At 67.6% G+C, this 24,019-nt stretch carries 21 protein-coding genes; 8 read left to right on the top strand and 13 right to left on the bottom strand.

The features are described from left to right. Positions 1 to 119: 119 nt before the first annotated feature. On the bottom strand, positions 120 to 2,045 hold the full coding sequence (locus BLR29_RS00480) for a PAS domain-containing hybrid sensor histidine kinase/response regulator (protein ID WP_092133722.1): 1,926 nt from the start codon (positions 2,043 to 2,045) through the stop codon (positions 120 to 122). 322 nt (positions 2,046 to 2,367) lie between these two features. Here BLR29_RS00480 and BLR29_RS00475 point away from each other — a divergent pair, with 322 nt between their 5' ends. The 3 genes from BLR29_RS00475 (at position 2,368) to BLR29_RS00465 (ending at position 5,160) form a co-directional block, all read left to right on the top strand. Continuing rightward, the gene (locus tag BLR29_RS00475; protein ID WP_176860844.1) at positions 2,368 to 2,937 is read left to right on the top strand and encodes a hypothetical protein; all 570 of its coding nucleotides are present in this window, start codon (positions 2,368 to 2,370) and stop codon (positions 2,935 to 2,937) included. Positions 2,938 to 2,959: 22 nt separating this feature from the next. Then, a complete protein-coding gene (locus BLR29_RS32345) occupies positions 2,960 to 3,781 on the top strand; it encodes a hypothetical protein (RefSeq protein WP_092133721.1) in 822 nt (273 codons plus the stop codon). A gap of 242 nt (positions 3,782 to 4,023) precedes the next feature. Further along, positions 4,024 to 5,160 (top strand): aromatic ring-hydroxylating oxygenase subunit alpha, encoded by a 1,137-nt coding sequence (locus BLR29_RS00465; protein ID WP_092133719.1) that lies wholly within the window; start codon positions 4,024 to 4,026, stop codon positions 5,158 to 5,160. Positions 5,161 to 5,386: 226 nt separating this feature from the next. On the opposite strand, the gene BLR29_RS00460 is transcribed toward BLR29_RS00465, so the two are convergent. Continuing rightward, positions 5,387 to 6,535 carry a Fic family protein gene (locus tag BLR29_RS00460; protein ID WP_092133718.1) on the bottom strand — a complete coding sequence of 383 codons (1,149 nt, stop codon included), beginning with the start codon at positions 6,533 to 6,535 and terminating at the stop codon, positions 5,387 to 5,389. Positions 6,536 to 6,544: 9 nt separating this feature from the next. Between BLR29_RS00460 and BLR29_RS32750 the strand changes: the two genes are divergently transcribed. After that, positions 6,545 to 6,670 carry a hypothetical protein gene (locus BLR29_RS32750; protein ID WP_255371058.1) on the top strand — a complete coding sequence of 42 codons (126 nt, stop codon included), beginning with the start codon at positions 6,545 to 6,547 and terminating at the stop codon, positions 6,668 to 6,670. A 2-nt stretch (positions 6,671 to 6,672) separates the two neighbouring features. Here BLR29_RS32750 and BLR29_RS00455 read toward each other — a convergent pair whose 3' ends face one another. Beyond that, positions 6,673 to 7,743: an alkene reductase gene (locus BLR29_RS00455; protein WP_092133716.1), complete on the bottom strand. Its 1,071-nt coding sequence runs from the start codon at positions 7,741 to 7,743 to the stop codon at positions 6,673 to 6,675. Between the two features lie 184 nt (positions 7,744 to 7,927). Here BLR29_RS00455 and BLR29_RS00450 point away from each other — a divergent pair, with 184 nt between their 5' ends. Beyond that, positions 7,928 to 9,535 carry a phospholipase D family protein gene (locus tag BLR29_RS00450; protein WP_092133715.1) on the top strand — a complete coding sequence of 536 codons (1,608 nt, stop codon included), beginning with the start codon at positions 7,928 to 7,930 and terminating at the stop codon, positions 9,533 to 9,535. A gap of 94 nt (positions 9,536 to 9,629) precedes the next feature. Continuing rightward, positions 9,630 to 10,091: an ester cyclase gene (locus BLR29_RS00445; RefSeq protein WP_092133713.1), complete on the top strand. Its 462-nt coding sequence runs from the start codon at positions 9,630 to 9,632 to the stop codon at positions 10,089 to 10,091. 125 nt (positions 10,092 to 10,216) lie between these two features. On the opposite strand, the gene BLR29_RS00440 is transcribed toward BLR29_RS00445, so the two are convergent. The 10 genes from BLR29_RS00440 to BLR29_RS00395 form a co-directional block, all read right to left on the bottom strand. Next, a complete protein-coding gene (locus BLR29_RS00440) occupies positions 10,217 to 11,284 on the bottom strand; it encodes a 2-aminoethylphosphonate aminotransferase (RefSeq protein WP_092133712.1) in 1,068 nt (355 codons plus the stop codon). Next, positions 11,271 to 12,464: a phosphonopyruvate decarboxylase gene (aepY, locus tag BLR29_RS00435; RefSeq protein ID WP_092133710.1), complete on the bottom strand. Its 1,194-nt coding sequence runs from the start codon at positions 12,462 to 12,464 to the stop codon at positions 11,271 to 11,273. The genes BLR29_RS00440 and aepY overlap by 14 nt, the downstream gene beginning before the upstream one ends. Continuing rightward, complete coding sequence (aepX, locus tag BLR29_RS00430) at positions 12,461 to 14,155, bottom strand: phosphoenolpyruvate mutase (protein ID WP_092133709.1); 1,695 nt, start codon at positions 14,153 to 14,155, stop codon at positions 12,461 to 12,463. The genes aepY and aepX overlap by 4 nt, the downstream gene beginning before the upstream one ends. Beyond that, the gene (locus BLR29_RS00425) at positions 14,152 to 14,916 is read right to left on the bottom strand and encodes a phosphocholine cytidylyltransferase family protein (protein WP_176860843.1); all 765 of its coding nucleotides are present in this window, start codon (positions 14,914 to 14,916) and stop codon (positions 14,152 to 14,154) included. The genes aepX and BLR29_RS00425 overlap by 4 nt, the downstream gene beginning before the upstream one ends. Positions 14,917 to 14,957: 41 nt before the next feature. Beyond that, positions 14,958 to 15,956 (bottom strand): flippase-like domain-containing protein, encoded by a 999-nt coding sequence (locus BLR29_RS00420; RefSeq protein ID WP_092133706.1) that lies wholly within the window; start codon positions 15,954 to 15,956, stop codon positions 14,958 to 14,960. After that, positions 15,953 to 16,804 (bottom strand): HalD/BesD family halogenase, encoded by an 852-nt coding sequence (locus tag BLR29_RS00415; protein WP_176860842.1) that lies wholly within the window; start codon positions 16,802 to 16,804, stop codon positions 15,953 to 15,955. The genes BLR29_RS00420 and BLR29_RS00415 overlap by 4 nt, the downstream gene beginning before the upstream one ends. An 8-nt stretch (positions 16,805 to 16,812) precedes the next feature. Next, a complete protein-coding gene (locus BLR29_RS00410; protein ID WP_092133704.1) occupies positions 16,813 to 17,481 on the bottom strand; it encodes a CDP-alcohol phosphatidyltransferase family protein in 669 nt (222 codons plus the stop codon). A gap of 258 nt (positions 17,482 to 17,739) precedes the next feature. Further along, a complete protein-coding gene (locus BLR29_RS00405) occupies positions 17,740 to 19,155 on the bottom strand; it encodes an efflux transporter outer membrane subunit (RefSeq protein ID WP_092133703.1) in 1,416 nt (471 codons plus the stop codon). A gap of 59 nt (positions 19,156 to 19,214) precedes the next feature. Then, positions 19,215 to 21,248, bottom strand: a complete 2,034-nt coding sequence (locus BLR29_RS00400) for a MacB family efflux pump subunit (protein ID WP_092133701.1) — start codon at positions 21,246 to 21,248, stop codon at positions 19,215 to 19,217. Continuing rightward, positions 21,242 to 22,438, bottom strand: coding sequence for an efflux RND transporter periplasmic adaptor subunit (locus BLR29_RS00395; RefSeq protein WP_092133699.1), 1,197 nt, complete (start codon positions 22,436 to 22,438; stop codon positions 21,242 to 21,244). The genes BLR29_RS00400 and BLR29_RS00395 overlap by 7 nt, the downstream gene beginning before the upstream one ends. Before the next feature lie 207 nt (positions 22,439 to 22,645). On the opposite strand from BLR29_RS00395, the gene BLR29_RS00390 reads away from it, so the two are divergent. After that, positions 22,646 to 23,002: an ArsR/SmtB family transcription factor gene (locus BLR29_RS00390; RefSeq protein ID WP_092133698.1), complete on the top strand. Its 357-nt coding sequence runs from the start codon at positions 22,646 to 22,648 to the stop codon at positions 23,000 to 23,002. Then, positions 22,986 to 23,969 carry an SRPBCC family protein gene (locus tag BLR29_RS00385; RefSeq protein WP_092133696.1) on the top strand — a complete coding sequence of 328 codons (984 nt, stop codon included), beginning with the start codon at positions 22,986 to 22,988 and terminating at the stop codon, positions 23,967 to 23,969. The genes BLR29_RS00390 and BLR29_RS00385 overlap by 17 nt, the downstream gene beginning before the upstream one ends. Positions 23,970 to 24,019: the final 50 nt, after the last annotated feature.

Here is a 24,019-nt window from a genome sequence, read left to right as displayed (position 1 = left end):
CGGAAAGCCGGATTCCGGTGTGGCGGGGTCCGGCAGCGGGATCGACACCTCGAAGGTCGAATCTCACCGGCACGTGCAGGCGCCGGCCGGATCGGCGGCGTCCGTCCCCGGGCGCGCGCTCACGCGTCGGCGATCACCTTCAGCAGCGTTGCCAGCTCCACCGGCTTGACCAGGTGGTCATGGAATCCCGCTTCGTGCGTCTCGGCGCGGTCTGACGGCTGACCGAAGCCGGTCAGGGCCACGTAGCGCGTGGCGGCCAGCGCGGGCATGCCGCGCAGCGTGCGGATGACCGAGAATCCGTCCATGCCGGGCATGGCGAGGTCGATCAACGCGACATCCGGTCGCATGCGCGCCGCGGCATGGATGGCTTCCATGCCGTCGTAGGCGATCGTGACCTCGTGCCCGGACATTTCCAGCAGGATGGCCATGCTGTCCGCCGCGTCGCGATTGTCGTCGACCAGCAGGATGCGCCGGCGCACCGCCGGTCTGGCGTTGGAGGACGCGTCTCCGGTGTCGGTGTCGGGCATCGCCGCCAACGGAAGCCGGACCGTGAACGTCGCGCCCATCCCGTGGCCCTCGCTGATCGCTGTCACGGACCCGCCGTGCAATTCCACCAGCGACCGGCACAGCGAGAGCCCGATGCCCAGGCCGCCCTGCACACTGCTGCCCGGCCGGTCCTCCTGCACGAACAAATTGAAGATGTTGTCGAGCGCGTCGCGCGAGATGCCACGGCCGTGGTCGACGACCTGGATCGACAGCGTCCGCTGCACGACCGAGGTGGCGATATCGATCGACGCAGCCGGCGGGGAGAACTTCGACGCGTTCAGCAGCAGGTTTTGCATGACCTGGCTCATCCGGGTCTTGTCGGCCATCAGCGGCATGGGGGGCATTTCGGTGGTCACGTTGACCGTCTGCGCCTTGGCCGCCAGCGCGGGTTCCGCGGCTTCGATGCCGAGCGCGATGATCTCGCTGGCATCGGTCAGCTCGGGCCGCAGATCGATCTTGCCTGACGCGATGCGCCCGATATCGAGCAGATCGTCCACCAGGCGCGTGAGGTGCGCCATCTGCCGGGCGATCAGGCTCACGCTCTTGGCCGTCGACGCGGCATCGTCGGGCCGCAGCTGCATCACGGCCAGCGCGTTGCGTATCGGCGCGAGCGGGTTGCGCAGTTCGTGCGATAGCGTGGCGAGGAACTCGTTCATGCGTCGTTCCGTCTGTTCCAGCTCTTCGCGCCGCTTGCGTTCGGTCATGTCGCGTGTGACCTTGGCAAAGCCGTGCAACTGGTGCGCCGCGTCATAGACGGCGGTGATCGTGACGTTGGCCCAGAACAGCGAGCCATCCTTGCGCACGCGCCAGCCTTCGTCTTCCAGCCGGCCCTGTTGGCGGGCCGTCGCCAGTTCACGGCCGGGCTTGTCGCTGGCAATGTCATTCGGCGGGTAGAACACGGAGAAGTGCCGGCCGATGATTTCGTCGCGGCGATAACCCTTGATGTAGGACGCCCCGGCGTTCCAGCTGACCACGTGGCCGGTCGGGTCGAGCATGAAGATGGCGTAGTCCTTGACGCTCTCGACCAGCAGCCGGAAGGTTTCCTCGCTCTGGCGAAGCGCCTCGGCCGTGCGGCGCTGCTGGGTCATGTCCCGCGTGACCTTGCCGAAGCCGATCAGCGATCCGTCCGGGCCGTGGAGGGCGGTGATCGTGACGTTGGCCCAGAACAGCGTGCCATCCTTGCGTACGCGCCAGCCCTCGTCCTCGATCCGGCCCAGCCGCGCGGCCGTCTCCAGTTCGATGGCGGGCCAGTTGCGCGCGCGGGCCTCGTCCGTATAGAACCGGGAAAAATGCTCGCCCAGTATTTCCTCTCGTGCGTAGCCCTTGATGCGCGCCGCGCCGGTGTTCCAGCTGGTCACGTGGCCTTGCGGGTCCAGCGTGAAGATCGCGTAGTCGGAGATGGATTCGACCAGCGTGCGATAGCGCTCCACTTCGGACAAGGTCTGTCCGGCAGCGGCGGCCGGACGTGGGGCGTCTGGCGGAGGGGCGGAGCGGGGCATGGAGGGTGACAGCACGTGTTTGTGCCAAGCATACCTGTGTTGCCGCGCCAGGGTGCCGGGGCCCGCCCGGATGTGGCGCAATCCCCGCGTGGATCGGGTCGATGCCATGCGGCGGACACCCTACCGAAGGCGGGTGTCCGCATGCCGCAACAGACGCGGGGGCAGGGCTCATGTGGGTGCGCCGGATGGCGCCGGCTGATGCAAAATCAGCGATCGCCGGCGGGGTGGCTGCCCCCTGGCACGGCCGCCAGGCAGGACGCATCGATGCCGCCGGCAGGCCATCAAAACAACAAGACAACAAAACAATAACGAGGGTACTTTCGTGGGTCGCATCGTCACTTCCCTGGCGCTGGCCGCGCTGGGCTTCGCCGTGTCCGGCTGCAGCATGGTTGCGCCGGCTTATTCCCCTTCCGTCGACAACATCCAGACGCTGCGCACCAGCGGCCCCGGGCCGGCCCGGGTCGGGACGTTTACCACCACGCCGGGCCCCGCCACGCCGAACCCGATCCAGCTGCGCGCCAACACGCTGCGCTCGCCGTATGGCGGCACGGGTGGCACCTTCTCCGCCTACCTCTCCGAGGCCGTCACCCGCGAACTGGCGATGGCGGGCAGGCTGTCGCCGACCTCGGACGTGGAGGTTTCCGGCACCCTGTTGCGCAATGAACTGGATGCGGCCATCGGCACGGGCACCGGCGATATTTCGGCGCGATTCGTCGTCCGCAAAGCCGGTACCGTGCGCTACGACCAGGTGAAGTCGGTCCACCGCGAATGGGAATCGTCGTTCGCCGGCGCCGTCGCCATTCCGAAGGCCGCCACCGAGTATGGCTACACCGTGCAGGCGCTGCTGGCCTTGCTGTACGCCGATGCCGCTTTCCTAGACGCCCTGAAATAACCCCAGACCTGGAGACACCACCATGCGAGCATGGATCAAACTCGCCGCCGTCCTGATCGGCACTGCGGTGCTGGCCGGTTGCGCCCACCCGATTCTCATCGCTACCGAGAAATCGGCGCCCGCCACGCCACCGGCCCAGAAGATCGACAAGAACGTCGGCTTTGTCATACCGGACGCGCTGCTGACGAGGGAAGTCGTCACGCCGGGCGGCGGCGGCGACAAGGTCAGTTACCTGCCGTACCGCGACCTGGAGCTGCCGCTCTACACCACGCTCTCGAGCGTGTTCGCCAATGCCACCAAGCTGCGCACGGCCAACGACACCGCCGCGATCCAGAAGGGGCAGGTCGGCTACATCATCACGCCGGAGATCACGACCGATTCGTCGTCGACGAGCAGCTTCACCTGGCCGCCCACGCAGTTCACGGTCAACCTGACCTGCACCGTGACCGACTTGAACGGCACGGTCGTGCTCAAGAAGACCGTGACGGGCGAGGGCAACGCCGAATTCGCCGAGTTCCGCCACAACTTCGCGCTGTCCGCCCAGCGCGCCAGCGAGAACATGCTCAAGAAGTTGCAGGCCGCGCTGGCCAGCGCACCGGAACTCCGCCCAGGCGCCGCGCCCGCCGCCAGCACGCCTGCGCCGGCGATGACGATGGCGCCAGCCGTGCAGCCTGCATCGGTGCGGTCGCAGGCAGCGCCGGCCGTGCCCGCCGCTGTTGCCCCTGTCGCTCCTGTTGCTCCTGTCGCCGCCCGGCCGGTGGCGCCAGCGCCGATGGCCGCCGCCACGCGATCGACCGGCGCCGTTTCGATGGACGACCTGCGCCAGCTAATGCCGGTGCGCTGACCTTGCCGCTGGGCGTCACAGTGCCTGACTGGTCAGGCAGACAATGCGCGTGCGGTGGTGCCGGGCATCGAGGTATCCCGAGATTCCGGCATCGGGTCCGTCGTCGGCCTATGCTGGAAGTGTGGCGGCCCCGGTCGGAGAAACGCGGACAGACCGGGACGCTGTGATCGGGTAGACTCGCCGGATTCGATGCCTGACTGGCGCCGATGACCCGAGTCCCAGGACGCAAGGAGACGCCCCGCATGTATGCAGAGTCTGCGCTTGACCGCACTACCATCGATCCACCCGCTGTCACGCCCGCCGCCGAGCCCCCCGTCACGCCCGCCGTTTCCCGGGGCGATGCGTCCGTTCGCGACCTGCGTCGCGTCCCCATCCATCCCGATCACTGGTACCCGCTGGCCTGGTCGCGCGAAGTCAAGCGCGGCAAGGCGCACGGCGTGACCTTTGCCGGGGACCCGATCGTCCTCGTCCGCACCGAATCGGGCTCGGTCTTCGCGCTGGAAGACCGTTGCGCGCACCGTCAGGTGCCGCTGCATGCCGGCGTGGTGGAGGGCGAGTCGATTCGCTGCTGCTATCACGGCTGGACCTACGATTGCTCCGGCCGCTGCATCGATGTGCCCTACCTGGGCAAGGAGCGCCTGCCCAATGGCGTACGCGCCTATCCGTGCCGCGAGACCGCCGGCCTGATCTTCGTGTTCACTGGTAATCCCGCGCTGGCGGAGGAGAAGCCGCTGCCGGCGTTTGCCTCCGTCACCGACAAGCACTACAAGACCCGCCGCTTCGGCCGCGAGGTGAAGTGCCATTACTCGTTCATGCACGAGAACCTGATGGACATGAACCATCAGTTCCTGCATCGCCGCCAGATGGGCATGATGCGCGCGCGGTCGCTCGGTCGCCGGCGCGGCGAGGGCTTTGTCGAGGTCGACTACACCTTCACGCGCGAAGGCGGCAAGCAGCCGATGGGCGAGGCGCTGGTGTTCAGCAAGGACGGCGGCCAGAACAACAAGGACGTGATGACCGTGCGGACGGGGTATCCCTACCAGACGCTGCAGATCCGCTCGGGCAGTGGCACGCTGGTCATGGACCTGTGGATTGCCTACGTGCCGCTGGACGCGGCGCAGCGCACCAATCGCACGTTCGGCATGCTGTCCATCCGCCGGCCGGGCGTGCCGTTCGCGCTGGACATGGCCTGGCCGCTGCTGGTCTGGTTCACCGAGCGCATTTTCAAGGAAGACCGCGAGATCGTGGAAATGGAGCAGGCCGCGCACGACAGCCAGGGCGAGGACTGGAACCACGAGGTCTTCCCGGTCATCAAGGAACTGCGCGAGCTGCTGCGTGAGTGCGGCGGTCGCACCGTCATTCCGATCCAGAAGATTTAGAGGTCGTTTAAAAAAGATCCTGGCGTCGTTGCCGAGATTGCCACATTCGCTTGCCGTACCACTTGTATAGAGTCTGCGGCCGCGCCCTTGCAGGGCGCGCATGCGCCAGCAGGCGCATGCCGCTCCGCAGGCGGATCGCACGCGATTCGAAACCCCTGCTTCGCCCTAGCCAGGACCGCTTCGCTTCATTTTTAAACAACCTCTTAGACGCCAGCGCCTTCAGATTTCAGCCCCTTGCGTCCCCGTCCGCGCCGGGTAGCACGTCGTTCAGCTCATAGCTGGTGCTTCGTCCGCCCCCGGCCGCCTTGCGCAGGACGCCGCGCTCCACCAGATCGTTGATGTCCCGCAGTGCCGTATCACCGGAGCACTTGGCGATGGCCGCCCACTTGCTGCTCGTGAGCTTCCCTTCGAAACCGTCCAGCATCCGGTTCAGCACCTTCGCCTGCCGGGCATTAAGCGCCTGCATTCCCCAGTGATGCCAGAAACGCGCTTTGGCGAGTACGTCGTCGAGCGTGACCTGCGCCTGGTCTACCGCGCGGTGCAGCGTTTCGAAGAACCACGACAACCACGGCGTGACGTCCATCGAATCCTTCTGCGTGCGTTCGAGGATGTCGTAGTACGCGCTGCGCTCGCGCTGGATCTGTGCTGACAGGCTGTAGAAGCGTTGCGAACTGCCATCCGCCCGCGCAAGCATCAGGTCGCCGATGGCACGCGCGATACGGCCATTGCCGTCGTCAAACGGGTGAAGCGTAACGAACCACAGATGTGCAAGCCCGGCGCGGATCAGGGGCGGCTCGGCGGGCGCAGCGTTGAGCCACTCGATGAATCGCGCGGTCTCTGCCGCCAGGCGTTCGGCGGGCGGCGCCTCGAAATGGACGCGTTGCCGGCTGATCGGGCCGGAAACCACCTGCATGGGGCCGGCCGAATCGTCACGCCATTGGGCGACGTTGATTCTTGACAGGCCAGAGTAGCCGGTGGGGAACAGCGCCGCATGCCAGCCGAACAGGCGCTCCTGCACGACTGGCGCCTGGCTGTTGGAGGTTGCGTCGAGCACCATTTCGACCACCCCTTCAACGTGACGATCCACGGGCGCCAGTGCGCCAATGTCGACACCCAGCCTCCGCGCGATAGACGAGCGAACCGAATAGACGTTGAGATGCTCGCCCTCGATCTCGCTGGTCTTGACGACGTCGTCGGTCAGTGCCGCAAGGCAAGCCTGATCCCGCAGCCCCACGCCGAGGTCTGCCAACCGGCCCATCAACATGCCTTGGGCGCGGCTGACCTCGGCCATGGGCGAGGCCAACGCACTCAGGTCGTACCGCCAGACGGGCCAGTCGGGAGCCTGCCAGATATAGGTGTATTCGCCGCGATTCATGCGGAGATTATGGCCCGCATTCACCGCAAGGACAAGTTAATCACCGCATTTTATGCGGTGAATAATGCCGCCAAACACCGCAAACACCGCATCGATCAGGAAAAGTGCGTGGCGCGCTCCTTTCTGGCCGACTGACGTTACGAGGCGGCCAGCGTCGGGTAGTCCGTGTAGCCGCGCGCGCCCAGGCCAGTGGTGTCGTACAGCGTGGCCGGGTCCACCGCGTTCAGTTCGGCACGCAGGCGCAGACGTTCCACCAGATCCGGATTGGCGATATACGCGCGGCCAAAGGCCACCGCGTCGGCATCGCCCTCGGCCAGCACCGCGGCGGCGGCGTCCTGGTCAAAGCCGTCATTGGCGATGATCGCGCCGCCGAATTCGCGCTTGAGCAGGGGCAGCAATGCGCCTTCGCCGCGCGATTCGCGGATGAACAGGAAACCCACGCCGCGCTGGCCCAATGCGCGCGCCACATGGCCGAAGGTTTGCGCCGGCTGGCTTTCCGCCATCGAATGGCTCGGCGAACGGGGCGCCAGATGTACGCCTACGCGCCTGGGGTCCCACGTGGCGGTCACGGCATCGGTCACTTCCAGCAGGATGCGCGCCCGGTTTTCGATCGAGCCGCCGTATTCATCGCTGCGCACATTGGTGCCGTCCTGCAGGAACTGGTCGAGCAGGTAGCCATTGGCGGCGTGGATCGTCACGCCGTCGAAGCCCGCGGCCCTGGCGTTGGCGGCGGCACGGCTGAAGTCGGCCACGACGGCCTGGATTTCCTCGCGCGTCAGTTCACGCGGCACCACGAACGGACGTTGCGGTCGCAGCAGGCTGACATTGCCGCCGGCCGCGATCGGGCTCGGCGCCACCGGTAACCGGCCCTGCAGCAGGCTGGGGTCCGAGATGCGGCCGACGTGCCACAACTGCGCGACGATGCGGCCACCGGCCTTGTGGACGGCATTCGTGACGATCTTCCAGCCTTCCACCTGCTCGTCGGACCACAGGCCCGGCACGTTCTGGTAGCCCACGCCGTCTTCGGAGACGGGCACGCCTTCCGAGATCAGCAGGCCGGCGGACGCGCGCTGCGCGTAGTACTCGGCCATCAGGGCATTCGGCACGGAAACCGGGTCGGCGGCGCGCAGGCGCGTCAACGGTGCCATGACGATGCGATTGGGTAGTTGCAAATCGCCAAGTTGGAGAGGATCGAATAGCGTTGGCATAAAGATATCTGGTGCGGTTATGTGACTTGCAACTTGCAAGCATCGAAAGAATAGCAGCGGGGAGTAACATCGCTAACCGTCGAATCCGTACATCTGCATTGATCGTTCTGGAACAATTGCTGCCGCTACTGGCGCGCTCCAGACCCTGTCCAGGCCCCGCCAGGGCCCTTTCGGGAGTCGTGTGATGGAAGCCAGGTTCGTATCGCATGTGGCGTGGCGCCGGCCGGCCGGCCGGGCACTGGTGGCCACCGTGGCCATGCTGGGCGCCGCCTGCGCCAGCCTGCCGCCGCATCCCGCCGAGCCGCCCACCGTGGCGCGCCAGGGCACCGCCGACACGGTCATCGGCCGCACGCTGGCGCCACGGCTCGCGCAGCACCCCGGGCAGTCCGTGTTCTATCCGCTGACGGCTGGTGCGGACGCCTTCGCCATGCGGCTGGCGCTGGCGCACACCGCGCAGCGCAGCCTGGACGTCCAGTACTACATCTTCGATGCCGACAACACCGGGCTGACGCTCCTGGCCGCCATCCTTGACGCCGCCGACCGTGGCGTGCGCGTGCGGCTGTTGCTCGACGACCTGCACATGGCCGGGCAGGACAAGGCGCTGGCCGCCATCGACGCCCATCCCAATATCGAGGTTCGCCTGTTCAATCCGTTTGCCAACCGCCGCGTGCGGCTGTTCGAGTTCGCCACGGATTTCCGGCGCGTCGACCGCCGCATGCACAACAAGTCGATGACGGCGGATAACCAGTTGACCGTGGTGGGCGGGCGCAATGTGGGCGACGAATACTACGGCGCCAGGGCCGATGTCGACTTCAGCGACCTGGACCTGCTGGCCGCCGGCCCGGTGGTGGCGCAGGTTTCCGCTGTGTTCGACGATTACTGGAACAGCGAAGCCACCTGGCCGCTGGCGTCACTGGCCAAACCGCTGGAAGGCGAGGAGGCCAGGACGCTGCAGCAGAATGCCCGCCAGTACCTGGATGACGCCGTCGTCAGGCTGAAAGCCACGCCCTATGCCAGATCGGTGCTGGAGTCGGGCGTGTTGCAGGCGATCCAGCAGGAAAGCCTGCCTTCCTTCTGGGGGCAGGCGACGGTGATCGCCGACCGCGCGGCCAAGGTGCAGCAGCCCCCCGAGGACGACGCCACGCACGCGATCCCCAAGCTGGCGAAGGTCCTCGACAGCGCGCAGCACGACCTGACGCTGGTCTCGCCTTACTTTGTGCCGGGCGAAGCGGCCATGGAGTGGCTCACGGGACTGCAGGCGCGCGGCGTGCAGGTACGCATCCTGACGAACGCGTTCGGGGCCACCGACGTGAAGGCCGTGCACGCCGGCTATGCACCGAAGCGCGAGGCCTTGCTCAAGGCGGGGGTGGTGCTCTACGAGCTGAAGCCGTCCGCCTACGCCGAACTGGCGAAGGAAAAGAAGTCGAAGGGCCCGGGCGGTAGCAGTCGCGCGAGCCTGCACGCCAAGACGTATATGGTGGACCGGCACCTGCTGTTCATCGGGTCGCTGAACCTCGATCCCCGGTCGGCGCGGCTCAATACCGAGATGGGCATCGTGGTGGACAGCGCCGCGCTGTGCGACATGCTCGGCAAGAGCATTGACGATGCCTTGCTGGATGTGGCCTATCAGGTCGTGCTGGAGACGAACCCCGATACCGGCCGCGAGGAAATAGCCTGGGTCACGCGGGAAGACGGCGTGCTGCGAACCTATCGCAGCGAACCGGACATGAGCGGCTGGAACAAGGTGGAGCAGGGCTTCCTGCGGCTGCTGCCGGTCGAGTCGGAGCTGTGAGGAAGTGGGCGAAGATCGGGCTTGACCTCAAGCATGGTTGAGGTCTGAGACTGGCCGGCATTCCATCGCCTTTTCATCGCAGGAGCCTGCCGTCATGACCGAAACCCCCGACACCGTTGCATCCGTTGCTGACCCTGCCGACATCGCCGTGCTGGAGGCGCGCAAGCGCAACGTTCGCCGCCTCTACGAGACCTGTATCAACGAGGGCAGGGAGCGATTGCTCGATGCGCTGCTGACGGTCGACTTTGTTGGCGGCGACGGCGAGCGCGGCGCGGCGGCGTTCTGGACCTCGATCAACAAGATCCGCACGGCGTTTCCGGATGTGAAGTTCGACGTGGAAGACGTGATCGGCGAGGGCGATCGCGTGGTGGTGCGCTGGCGCTTCGCGGGCACGCATACCGGGCCGTTCGCGGGCCTGCCGCCGACGGGCAAGCGCGTCACGCAGACCGGCATTGCGATCTACCAGTGCCGCGGCGAGAAGCTGTGCCGCGCGTGGCTGCAGGTGGATCGGCTGGGGCTGCTGCAACAGATCGGCGGGTTGCTGATCCCCGCGTGAAGGGGCGCGTCCTGTAGCTGAATGTCTCCCGCGCCGCTTGCGGGCAGGGAGACATCAGCCGGAGCGTCTGGCGCTGCGTATTGCCGCCGGCTTGTCGCCAGCTTGTTGACGCGCTTGTTGCTGCCTTACTGCCGCGTGAGTGCCCGGAACCCGTCGATCAGCCGGTCGATATCGGCCGGCTGGATGGCACCCATCGTCGAGATGCGGAACAGTTGCGAGGACAGTCCGCCCTGGCCGGCGTAGATCACGAAGCCGCGCGCCTTCAGGCCGTCGTGCAGTTGCTCGTACGTGACGCCCTTCGGCAACTGGTACGCGCGCAGCACGACCGACGACTGCGAGGCCGGCCACAGTGGCTCGATGCCCAGCGCCGCAAGTCCGGTGCGCGCCTGTTCCGCCAGCGCCGCGTAGCGCTGGTGCCGTGCCCGCCAGCCACCTTCGTCCTGATGTTCGCGCAGGGCTTCCACCAGTGCGTAATAGGCGTGCACGGACGGCGTGAACGGCGTATTGCGCTGGTCCTGGAGCTTCGCCAGACGGCCGAGGTCCAGGTAATACGTACGGGTCGCCGCCTTTTCAAGCGCGGTGCGGCGTGTGACGACGAAGGCCGCGCCCGGCACGCCATGCAGGCACTTGTTGGCCGTGGCGGCCACGGCATCGATGCTGCCGCCGAAGTCGATGGCCTCCGCGCCGAAGCTGCTGACCGCGTCGACCAGCATCCGCACGTTGTGCGCCTGGCACAGCTTGTCGATGGCCGGCAGGTCGTTCAGGCGGCCCGTGGTGGTCTCGTGGTGGATCACCGCCACGTGCGTGATCGCGCTGTCCGCCTTCAATGCCGCAGCGATGCGGGCGAGATCGGGCGCTTCCATCCACGCGTGCTCCACGAGCGTATGGGCAATCTGATACTGCCTGGCGATCTGCGCGATGCGCTCGCCGTACACGCCGTTCTGCACGATCAGCAGCTTGCCTTGCGCCGGCACCAGCGCCGCAATCATGCTTTCCACGGCAGCGGTGCCCGACCCGGTCATCAGCACGGCGCTCCATGCGGCCGGATCGAGGGCGTAGATATCCAGCAGGCGCGCGCGGGCTTCGTCCTGAAGATCGAAGAACTCGCTCTCGCGATGGCACAAGTCGGTTTGCAGCAGGCTCTTGCGCACACGCTCGGACAGCGTGACGGGGCCCGGGTTAAGCAGCAGCATGCGAGGCTCCCTGGTCGGCGCCGATCAGGCGCGCGAGACGTGTCTTGACTTCGACCGGCGTGACCGTCGGACGCGGCAGCCCATCGGGCGTGCCGGCGCGCGTCTGCAGGCAGACGAAGTTCGGGCCGGAGGCGGCCGTTGCCACCGATGCCAGCACCGTATCGAGCATGTCGAGGTTGTCGCCCTCGATCGCCGAAGCGTAGCCACAGCCCGCGGCCACGCTGGCGAACGAGACGTTGTGCGACACCGTGGCCTGCCCGCCGGTGGAATCGTGCGCGTTGTTATCCAGCAGGATGTGCGTCAGGTTGGCCGGTCCGTAGGCGCCCAGCGTGGCGAAGACACCCATGCGCATCAGCGCGGCGCCGTCACCGTCGATGGCCACCACCTTCAGGTCCGGACGCGCCAGCGCCAGGCCGAGTGCAAACGGCGTCAGGCAACCCATCGAACCCACCATGTAGAGCTGGTTCGGCCGGTCGTCGAGCGCATAGAGTTCGCGTCCGCAGAAGCCGGTAGAGGCCAGCACCACGGTCGAATCGACCGGTGTATGGGCGATGACCCGCTCCAGCGCGTCGCGGCGGCTCGGCAGTTCCGGGGTGGAAGCCCCGACGTGCGAGACCTGCGGCGTTGCCTTCGGGCGCGCCACGGGCGGTGTCTGCGACTTGAGCGGGTAGGGCGCGACGCTGCCCTTCTGCATGATCAGCGCATAGGGGCGCCCGGTGGCATCCATATGGGCGATTGCGCGATCGAGCGCCGGGCCCACAGCCTCGGGTTCGGTCGGGAACAGCTCCCACGGGATTTCCATGGTGTCGAGCATGTTCGGCGTTACCGGCCCCATCAGCGCGTGCTGCGGCTCGTCGGCCACGCCCGGCTGGCCGCGCCACGTGACGATCAGCAACTGCGGCAGGCGGAAGGTCCACGTCAGCGACGTCAGCGGGCTCACGGCGTTGCCGAGCCCCGAGTTCTGCATCATCGTGATGCCGCGCACGCCGTTGCGCGCGCCCTGCGTCACGCCGGCGATGAAGGCGACCGCGTCGCCTTCGTTGGCCGCCGACACATAGTGCAGCGACGGGTCCTGCACCACGTAGTTGATAAACGGCGTCAGGTAGGAGCAGGGCACGCCTGCATACCAGGAGAAACCGCGCTCGCGCGCGGCTTCCACGAACTGGACCGCCTCGATCATCGAGCCGCCTCGCCGTCGGTGTTGCCCAGCGCGTACGGCGTCTGCGTGTGCGCGAAATCGCCGGCCCGGCGGAAATCGTCCAGGTCGTTCACGCCGCGCCAGTGGCCATGCACGTACTTGACCTCGACTTCCTCGCCGGCTTCGACCAGCGCGTTCAGCAGGTCGGGCAGGTCCAGTTTGTCGAAGTCGGGGCGGCGGCGCAGGTCGGCCAGCACCGCCTGCAGGCGTGCGCGGCCCTCGCCACGCACGTTGAGCAGGCCGATCCAGCGGCCATGCGGGGCGTCCACGCCGGCCGGCCGTTCGTCGGCAATCTTGCGCAGCGTGATCTTCTGGCCGAACAGGTCGCGGTCGTCGGCGGCGGAGCACCACGCGAAGTCGCGCACGCTCTGGTTCGACGGGGCGGTCTCCGACGAATCCACCGCCACGCTGAACGGGGCGTCGGTGTCGATCAGGTCGCGCAGGATGTAGCTGCGGAACAGCAGGTCGCCGTAGGCGATCACGGTGTCGTTCTGCAGCGCATCGGCCGCGCAGGCCAGCGAGGCCAGCTCGCCCGTTTCGGCGTGGCGATCGTTGCGAACCAGGTTGATGCCGGCCGCGTCGATCGCTTCGGCCTTGTAGCCGCCCACCACGGTGATGTCGTTGATGCCCTGGTTCTTGAAGCCATCCACCAGCCAGCGCAGCAGCGGCTTGCCGGCCACGGGCAGCATCACCTTCGGCTTGTCCTCGGTCAGCGCTTCCAGGCCCTTGCCGCGGCCCGCGGCCAGCACCACGGCCGAACCCGGGGCCTGGCCACCGGTCAGGTAGATCTTCTCGGCGGCCGAATACTCGTCGGCATCCTGCAGGCGGAAGATCTCGTTCACGGTGGCGATGCGGTCTTCCACGTTGACCAGCGTCTCGTTGTCGTGGATTTCCTTCGCCACGGCCTGCATCGACGACGCGGCCACGCGGATCAGGTGGTTGGCCCAGATCACCAGGCTGATGCCGGCCTTGCGGAACACGTCGGTCGGCGTGCTGTAGTACTTGGTCGGCACGATCACCAGCGGGGCGCGGCCGGCCCATTCGCGCGCGAAGGTCACGATCTCGTCGGCCTTCGACAGCTTGCTGTGGATCAGGATCGCATCGGCACCGGCCTGGCGATACGCCTCGGCACGGCGCAGCGCTTCTTCCATGCCCCAGCCGGCGATCAGCGCTTCCACGCGCGCCACGATCGAGAAATTGTCGTCGGCCTGCGAATCCTTGCCGGCCTTGATCTTGCCGCGGAACTCGTCGATATCGGCCAGCGGTTGCTGCTCGCCGCCGATGAAGCTGTTGGTCTTCGGAAAGATCTTGTCCTCGATGCAGACGCCGGCAATGCCGCGTTGCTCGAGCTTGCGCACCAGGCGGCGCACGTTGTTGAAGTTGCCGTAGCCGGTGTCGCCATCCAGCAGGATCGGCAGGTCGCTGGCGTCGGCCATGAATTCCAGGTTGTCCACCACCTGGGTCCAGCTGGCCTCGTTGTTGTCACGCACGCCAAACTGGGCGGAGATCGCCAGGCCGGAGGCCCAGATGCCCTTGAAGCCGGCCTCGCGCACGATGCGCGCGGACAGCCCGTTGTGGGCCTCCATGATGAATTCCAGGTCGTTGGACAGCAGCATCTGGCGCAGGCGCGCGCTGCGCGAGGTGGCCAGCAGGTTCGGGTCGATGGCGTTCATTGTGCGATTCCTACGGTCGGCAGAAGTTGGGGCAAGACTTCATCGGCGGCGCGTTTCACATCGCCCGGGAAATCGATCTCGATCCACGGCGCGCCGGTCACGTCGGCCGTGTCGAATACCTGCGTGCCTTCCAGCAGCAGGTCCCGCACGGCTTCCTCGTGCGGCATGTTGGCGCGGCCGGAGTCGACGTAACCCTTGACGATCTCGGCCAGGCGGCGTGCGGTATGTTCCTGGAAGCGGAAGAAACCGACCGATTCGCCGATGGTGTCGTAGGACAGGTCGGCCATCAGCTGCTTGCGCAGCTCGACGGGCACGCCGTCCTTCAGGCACAGCTTGACGGGTTCGTCGCCGGCTTCGAAGTCGCGGTCGATCAGCAGGCGGTTGGTGGTCTCGCCGGCCACCAGCGCGTTCAGGATGCGCTCGTCGTAGAGCACGTCGGCATCCATCAGCAGCACGTCGCCGCCACGCGTCAGCGCTTCCGCCACGGTGTGCACGGTCAGCACGCTGCCAAGGTCGTAGCGCGGATTGACGATGGTTTCGACGGGGGTGGGGTGTTGCAGGCGGTCGAGTTCGGCTTCCACCAGTTGGGGTTCGAAGCCGAGCGCCAGCACGATTTCCTTCACACCGGCCGCATCCAGCATGCGCAGGTGCCGCTCAAGCAGCGTGGCCCCGTCAAAGCGCAGCAGGCACTTGGGAAACTGGCTCCCCGGCTGTTGCTGCAGTCGCAGGCCAAGGCCCGCGGCAAGAATGATTGCTCGCATTATGTTGTTCTCACCATGCAAAAAAGCCTGACGGCCGTGATTCAGTCGGAGCCCTGCAGCGCTGCCGCGGCGCGCCGACGCTGGAACTTCCGTTCACTCAGATGCAGATACAGCAGCCCGGGGATGCCCAGCACCAGTTCGCGCACGCGCTTGGCCAGCGACAGGGCCAGTGCCGCGTCGGGCGGCAGGCCCACCAGCGGCGCCAGCAGCAGGAAGCCGCCTTCCTGCGCGCCCAGCGAACCCGGGATGGCAAAGGCGGCGCCCCGGATGGCCTGGCCCACGCTTTCCAGCAGCAAGGCCTCGTGCCAGCTGACCGGGTGCCCCAGGAAATACAGGATCAGCCAGACCTCGCCCGTGCCGGCGATCCAGCCGGCGAGGTTCAGCAAGAAGCTTGCCGCCACCTTGCGGCGGTTGCGGTACAACTCGCGGATGGCGGTGTCCACCGCATCGGCGCGCAGCGCCAGGCCATCCCAGTTGCGTTTGCCGAACACCTTGGCCAGCACGCGCAACACGTGGCCGAACATGCCCCGGCGCTGCAGGATGCAGAACGCCAGCACGCAGGCGGCCAGGATGACGGTGACGATGATGATCGGCGTGCGCTGGTCGGACAGGCCGCCCTGTGCGCCGAACAGCAGGATGCCGAGCAGCGCGAAGAGCATCTGCGACAGGGCCTGGGTGGTGGTGCTGACGGTGATGGCGGCCGCGGCGTCGCGCATGCGTGCGCCACGATGCGACAGGTAGCGGACCATCAGCACCGGTCCGCCGATCTGGCCGGCAGGCAGCAGGCTGTTGACCGCTTCGCCGGTCCAGCGGGCGCGCAGCGCGTTGCAGAAGGAGCCGTGACGCGTCTTGCGGTCCAGCAGCACGGCGATGGCGCCGGCATCCAGCGCCAGCGGCAACAGGTGGAAGGCGGCGACGACGGCCAGGCCCCAGCCGGCCGACATCAGCGTGGTCGTGACCGCGCCAAAGCCTTGCCAGGCCAGCAGCGCGACAAAGAGTGCCGCGCCAACCGTCAACAGGAAGATTGCTGCACGAGTCACGCGCGCGACTTCCCGCCCGCGAACAGACGCTTGAAGACCTGTCGGAAACCGAAGTAGGCCACGGCATCCTTCATGTTGGAGATGAAGCGCAGCCACGGGCGCATGCCCGGATCGGTCACATATTCGAACGTCAGCGAGACCCGGATCTCGTTCGGGCCGGCCGGCGTGATGCGGTGGCGCAGCTTGTCGCCGTCGAACAGCACGATGCCGCCCGGTGGGATCTGCACCGAGCCGGGTTCGTCGGGGAGGTCGGGGTTGCGGGTGTGGAGCTCATAGTCCAGCCGGCACGACGATTCATCGAGCACGCCGATCAGCAGCGTATAGCGGCGGCCATCGTAGTAGGACGTGTCGTAGTGCCAGCCGATGTGATCGCCCTGGCGCGTGTAGTAATAGAGCGCGTAGGCGTGCGGATCGGTGGCGGGGCAGACCTGGAGCTTGTCGCCGCTGATTTGCTCGAGCCAGTGAATCAGTGCCTTGGAGCGGTAGAGCTCGGCGATGAAGGGGGCCTTCTCGTCGATGGTGTGGCGGCTGACGCTGCCGCCCTGCTTATGGCCGGGCAGGTAGTTGCGGTTGAGGTCCGGCTGCAATGCGCGGGCGAGGGCCACGAGTTGTGCGCACTCCTCGGGGGCCAGGAACTTGTCCAGGTAGAGGAAGGCGCCCTGGCGTTCGAAATCGGCACGCAGCGCGGGGGTATCCAGCTGGCCGGTAACACGCGCGACGGCGGCGTCGGGATGGCCGGCGGCCGGGGCCGCAGGATGGCCCGGTATATGGTCCGATGTGGGGCCCGATGCAGGGCTCGGCGCAGCGCGCGTGTCGAGCGCAATGTCGCTGGTGGCCTGTTCACTCATCTGCTACCTCAGTGATCCGTTGTTGTCGCGACTGGCTGGGGGCGCCGCATGACGCGCCAGTAATCGATGATGACGAGGAAGGCAAACAGCGGCGCGCCGATCGACGCGGCCGTCAGGAACGGCGCGATGCCGTCCGTCAGGGTGACCAGCGGCAGCAGGTACAGCACGTCTTCGGTCTCGAAACCGCCGGCCGAGGCCTGCTTTGTCCCGCTTTTGCCAACACGCGATTCTATACGCATGCGCAGGAAGAAGATCAGCGCGACCGCCAGGCCAGCCACCGTGCCGCGCAGGACCGGGCCGAATGCTTCGCCCGTCGCCTGGCCGGCGATGGCCATGCCCATCGACACGAACAGCAGCACCGTGATCAGCGCATCGCTCGCCAGGTCGTAGAAATGGCCGATCTTGCTGGTTTTTCCGCTGATTCGCGCCAGTTCGCCGTCAGTGTGGTCGACGAAGTTGGACAGGACGACCAGCAGGGCGCCGTAGTTGGTCCAGGCGTAGCCGCCTTGCGCCAGGCAGGCGACGCCGGCCACGCCGATCAGCAGGCGCAGCGTCGTCAGGTGGTTTGGGGTGACTCGGGTGTTCTTGAGAGGCCGTACAAGGCGGCGGGCAAGGCGGGCATCCCAGGTGGGCGGCAGCGGGGGCTCGTCCGGGAAATTCGGGGATTTCTGGTTCATCCGTTAACGATCTGGTGGGGCGCGATCACGCCCATGCGCAAGGCGGGCGCCAAAGTGATGCGCAACACTACGCCTGTGGCGCGGGAATGACAAGCGCACCAGAATACGCGCTTTTGCGCCCGGGCGCATCGGCGCTGCTCGCGAAGGTGCTTGGAGCGTCACGTTCGTGGGAGCCGGCTTGCCGGGCTGGCAATTGCCGGTTGCGCCCGGGTCGATGCGCCTTCGGGTGCACCCTTGCCGGGCGCGCAAACGCGGCGCTCACGGCGCAGGCGATGGCGACGACGGTGGCGTCTGCGCCACCACGGCGTCGGGCGCCATCCATCCGCCGCCCAATGCCCGGAACAATCCCACCCCGGCCTGCAATTCGGACACGTGCAGCGCAACGGCGTCGTCCTGCGCGGCGTAAAGCGTGCGCTGCGCGTCGAGCACGGTCAGCAGCGTTTCCGCTCCGGCGCGATAGCGCGATTCCGCAAGCCGCGCGGCCTCGCGGGCCTGGGCTAGCGCTTCGGCCTGCTCGGTGCGCTGGCGGCCGAGGCCATCGACCGTATTCAGCGCCACCTCCACATCGCCGAGCGCATTGACGATGGCGCCCCGGTAGGCGGCCAGCAGTTCTTCGCGGCGGGCGACGGCCAGGTCGCGCCCGGCCGCCAGCCGGCCGGCATTGAAGACGGGGACGACCAGCCCGGCGGCCAGACTGTAGAGCGAGGTGTTGAGCAGGTCGCCCAGGCGGTCGGCGCCAAAGCCGGCGCCCGCGGTCAGCGTCAGCGACGGCAGCATCGCCGCGCGTGCCACGCGGATGTCGGCCTGCGCGCCTGCCAGTGCGCGTTCGGCCTGCGCCAGGTCGGGTCGATGCGTGATCAGGCTGGCGGGCACGCCGGCGCCTACGCCGGGCATGGCGATGCCGTCGAGCGTCGCGGTGGCGATGTCGAACCCCTGCACGGGCCGGCCCAGCAGCAGGGCCAGCGCCGTCAGGCTGCTCTGCGCCTGTTGCTGCCGCAGCGCGAAGTCCTGCCGCTGCGTGGCGACGAGCCCGCGCTGCTGCGCCAATTCCAACGGCGTGGCGGCGCCCGCCCGGGCCCGGGACGACACCAGCGCCAGGATGCGCTCGGCATTCTCCGTATTGCGTCGCGCGATCTCCACGCGTTCGCGCAGGGCCACGGTCTGGAGGTAGGTGGCCGCCACGCTGGCCACGAGCGTCAGCGCCACCGTATCGCGCGCATAGGCCGTGGACTGGAACCTGGCCACCGCCGCATCGCGCGCGGCGGCATTGCCGCCCCAGAGGTCGATTTCGTAGCTGGCGAAGAGCTCGGCGGTGTAGTAGCCGGTCACGGTCGATTGCGGCTCACGCAGCCGCTGCGCGGTGGCGGACAGCGTGACCTCGGGCAACAGCGCGGCGCCGGCAATGCGGGCCAGCGCCTGCGCCTGGCGTACGCGGGCCGCCGCGGCGGCAAGGTCGAAGCTGCCGGACTGCGCCTGAGCGACCAGCGCGGCCAGTTCATCGCTGCCGAAGCGCCGCCACCAGTCGGGGCCGGCCAGGCTGGCGGTGGTGCCTGCGGACGCCGGTGCGTCGTGGCGCCAGCTGGCCGGTACATCGAGCGGCGGGATCTCGGCCTCCGGCGCGCTGGCGCAACCGGACATGGCGGCCATCGCCACCATTGCCAATGTCGCCACCATCGCCAACAAGCCTGGCGGGCGCGGGGCAGGGCGCGTCGTCAAACGCTTCAACGCGGGCCTCATTCGCTCGCCAGCGCCGTCACGGGGTCGAGCCGGGCCGCCTGACGCGCCGGCATGATGCCGAACACGAGCCCCGTGGCCAGCGCGCAGACAAAGGCGCCGAGGATCGCGCGCACCGAGAAGATCACCGGCACATCCCAGTGCACCAGGGCCACTCCGACGGCGATGCCGGCGATCACGCCGGCCAGCCCGCCGACCAGCGTAACGGTGATGGCTTCGGTCAGGAACTGGCGCTGGATGTCGCGCTGCCGGGCGCCCGTCGCCATGCGGATGCCGATTTCGCGCGTGCGCTCCTTGACGGTGACCAGCATGATGTTCATGACGCCGATGCCGCCCACCAGCAGCGAGATGGCCGCCACCAGGCCCAGCATCAGCGTCATGGTCTGCTGCGTCTCCGTCTGCGCCTTGACCGATGCCGCGCGGTTGTAGACCCGGAAATCGCGGGTGCGATGCGCGGCCTCGAGCGTGTCGGTGATGGCGTTGGCGGTCGACTCGGCGTTTTCCAGCTTGTCGACGAGGACGGAGATCCACGACAGCTGCGTGGTGCCCATCAGCCGTCGGCTGCCCGTGGAAAACGGCATCATCGCCACGTCGTCATCGTCGGCATCGCCCGAGGTGGCGCCTTTTTCCTCCAGTTCCCCGATCACCTGGAACGGCACGTTGTTGACTAGCACATAGGTACCCAGGGGATCGCGGTCGCCAAACAGCCGCTCGCGCGTCTTCTTGCCGAGCAGCAGCACGGGGGCCAGGTTGCGCTCGTCGTCCCGCGTGAAGAACAGGCCGCGCGCCACCTTCCAGTTCAGGATTCGCTGAGCATCCGTGGTGACCGCGTTGGCGTTGACATAGATGTCGACATTGCCGGCGCGCAGCGTGACCTTGCTGCGCAGCATCGGCATGGCCGCCGCGACGTGGGGTACGGCCTGGACCAGCGCCACGTCGGCCTCGGACAGCGTGCCGCCCGGCGCGCGGGCGTTGCCGCCGCCCGGCACCACGTACATCCGGTTGGTGCCGAAGCTGGCGATCTTTGCAATCACCTGCGCCTGGGTGCCCGCACCCACCGCCAGCATCACGATGACGGAAGCCACGCCGATCACGATGCCCAGCAGCGTCAGCGCCGTGCGGAAGCGGTTGCTCCACATCACGGTCCAGGCGGCGGCAAAAGCCTCGCGCATGTCGGCCCAAGGCCGTGCGGCGTGGGCGACGCCGGCCGCCATTGCGGCGCGGAAGCGGCCCGGGGTCAGCGACGCCGGCAGCCGCGTGCCGGTATCGGCCGGCTGCGCGCCGCTATCCGCCACGATTTGTCCGTCGCGCAACTCGATGATGCGGTCGGCCTGTTCCGCCACGGCGCGGTCGTGCGTGATCAGGATCACCGTATGGCCGGCGTCCGCCAGCTCGCGCAGCAGCGCCACCACCTCGGCGCCGGTCTTGCTGTCGAGGGCGCCCGTGGGTTCGTCGGCCAGGAGGATGTGCCCGCCGTTCATCAGCGCGCGGGCGATCGAGACGCGTTGTTGTTGCCCGCCCGACAGCTGGCCGGGCCGGAAATCGGCGCGCCCGGACAGTCCCAGCCGTTCCAGCAGGGCTTGCGCGCGTTCGGCACGGGATGCCCTGGCCGCACCGGCGTAGACCGCCGGCATTTCCACGTTGTGCTGCGTCGTCAGCGTGCGGATCAGGTGGTAGCCCTGGAAGACGAAGCCGAATGCCTCGCGCCGCAGCCAGGCAAGCTGGTCCACGTTCAGCCGGGCGATGTCGTGCCCGGCAAACTGGTACTGGCCGGAGCTGGGCCGGTCCAGGCAGCCGAGGATATGCATCAGCGTGGATTTGCCGGAACCGGAGGCGCCGACAATCGCCACGCATTCGCCCGCATGGATGTCGAGGGAAATGCCGCGCAGCACCTCGGTGGCGGGCCCGCCATCGGCGCTGGCGTACGCGCGCCGGATGTCGCGCAGTGAAATCAGGACGGGTGACCGCTCGGGCGGCGTGGCGACGGGGCTGCCCGCCACGCCCGGCCGGGTGTCGACGAACAGGTCTACCACCGGAACCTCCCTTCGGCGGCGCGCTCGACGCGAACGCTGGTCACCAGCCTGTCTCCTTCCTTGAGGCCGGACAGGATCTCGGCGCTCAGGCGGTCGCGCACGCCGGTCGAGACCTCGCGCTCGTGGATGCCGCCGCCGGCGTCCTGCACGCGCGCGGTATAGCGGCCGGGCTGCCCGCTGACCGCTTGCAGCGCGGGGAGCGGCGCCACCAGGACGTTACGCACGCTGGCCGCCACGAAAAATACCTGTGCGCTCATCTGCGGCATCAGCGCACGGTCGGCGTTGTCGACGTCGAACAGCACTGTATACAGGACGACCTTGCCGGTCGGCGGCGTGGCGGCGGCCGCGGCATTGCCCTGGGAGGTGCCCGGCGGGGTGGGCGGCGCCGGCAGGATCTGCCGGACCTGGCCTTGCCAGCGCCGTGCGGTGCCTTGCGCATCCTGCACGCCGAGCGTGGTGAAGTAGACCGGCATGCCGGGCTGCACGCGGCGCACGTCGGCCTCCGATACCTCGGTCCAGATCGTCATGGCCGACAGGTCGGCGATGCGCAGGATGTTCGGCGTCTGGTAGGTCGCGTTCAGCGTCTGGCCTTCGCGCGCATCGAGCGACACCACGGTGCCGCGCATCGGCGCGTAGATCCGGGTGTAGCCGAGCTGGGCTTCGTCGCCCTTGAGCGCCGACGCCGCGCCGTCGATCTGGGCGCGCAGGTTGTCGATACGGGCGATGGCCACGCGCAGCGCCGCCTGGGCGGTCTGCACGTCTTCGTCGCGGGTGGAACCGTCGTTGGCCATGTGCCGCTGGCGGTCCCATTGCTGCTGGGCCAGTTCGCGCTGGGCGATGGCCTCGGCCAACTGGGCGCGCAGGCTGGCCAGCGTGGCGCGGTCAGCATCCACGCGGGCCTGCTGGACGGCGGGATCGATCTCGACGAGCAACTGGCCGCGCTCCACGGCGTCGCCGGGCTGGACGTGTATGCGGCGAATGGCGCCCGAAGCCTGGGCGCCGACATCCACGTAGCTGCGCGGCTGAAGCATGCCGAGCGCCGTGACGCTGGATTCGATATCGCCGCGCGCGACCGCCACCGTATCGACGATTTCCACGGGCCGCAGCAGCCACCATCCCAGCCCCAGCCCTGCCACCAGCAGGACGGCAACGACGAAAGCAGGACGCTGCAGGACGAACGGCAGTTTCATGTCAGGAGCTAATAGATACAGATACGGCGCGCGGCATGTGCGCTCCGGATCATACCGCGCAGATCATGACGCGAGCTATCCAATGTTGCCCCAGTTCCTGGCCGGTGGGTGTGTCCGTCACCACACCTCGAAAACACGCCGCAACCTGGCGTCCGCCTCTTCACTAAAGTTCTTGCTTAACTAACGTACGCCACTAAACTAAAGCGCATGCTTAACCAATCCGATCCTCTCAATTCCACCTTCCAGGCACTGGCCGACACCACGCGCCGGGCGATGCTCGCGCAACTGGCGCGCGGCCCGGCTTCCGTGACGGATCTTGCGCGGCCGCTGGCCATGTCCCTGCCGGCCGTCATGCAGCATCTCGCAGTGCTGGAACAGGCCGGGCTGGTGCAATCGGAAAAGCTCGGGCGGGTCAGGACGTGCCGGATGGCGCCCAATGCGCTCAGTCTGGCCGAGCAGTGGATCAGCGACCGGCGGGCCGAATGGGAAGGCCATCTCGACCGGCTTGGCGAATACCTGGAAACCATGAAGAAGGAGGCGGCATCCGATGGCAACAGCGACTGAAACTCTCCAGGCGGCGCAGCCGCGCCCCCTGACCGTATCGCGCGCGTTCAATGCGCCGCGCGAGCTGGTGTTCAAGGCGTGGAGCGCCGCCGAGCACCTGAAGGAATGGTTCTGCCCGACCGGCTATACGGTCCCCGAGGCCGAGGTGGAGTTCCGCGCCGGTGGCAAGTTCGATCTGTGCATGCGATCGCCCGAAGGGCAGTCGCACTGGATCCGGGGCCACTATGTGGAAGTCACGCCGAACGCGCGTCTGGTGATCGATATGAACGTGGTGACCGAATCCGGCAAGACGCTGTTCAACGCCCACACCACGGTCGGTTTCGAGACGGTCTGCGGTGGCACGCAGATGAACGTGACGCAGCGATACACGCTGCTGGACCCGTCGGCCGCCGATTTTACCCGGGGCGCCGAAGAAGGCTGGCGCCAGACGCTAGACCGGCTGGAGGCGAAGGTGGCGCGTCTTGCGGCCGCGCCGCCGCCCGCGCGTTCCGTCGCACATGGCGTGTTCACGATCGAGCGGACCTACGATGCGCCGCCCGCGCTGGTCTTCCGGGCGCTGACGGACCCGCAAGCCAAGGCCCAGTGGTTCCACGGCGGCGAGGGCTACACCGTGATGTCGCGCAAGATGGACGTGCGTCCCGGCGGCCGGGAAACGTTGCAAGGAGGCTGGCAAAACGGGCTGGTATCGACGTTCGAGGCGTTCTATTACGACGTGATCCCCGACGAGCGCCTGGTCTACAGCTACGAAATGCACATGGGCGAGCGCAAGATTTCCGTCTCGCTGGCGACGTTTGAACTCAAGGTGGCAGGTCAGGGCACGCGGCTGGTGATGACCGAGCAAGGCGCATTCCTCGATGGCTACGACGATGCCGGATCGCGCGAGCACGGATCGGGGTTGCTGCTGGATGCCGTGGGGGAATGGCTGAAGGGCGAGATGAAGAGCGCGGCAACCGCGAATGCGGGCTGAGGCCGCCGCCTCTCACGGGGTGCCGCGACGAGGAGGTGGCTGTCCCGATG

Source organism: Cupriavidus sp. YR651 (assembly GCF_900101625.1).
In the GTDB taxonomy this organism is placed as follows: Bacteria; Pseudomonadota; Gammaproteobacteria; order Burkholderiales; family Burkholderiaceae; genus Cupriavidus.
The sequence above is the reverse complement of the archived record's forward strand: the minus strand, read 5'-3'. Positions and strand labels throughout refer to the sequence as shown.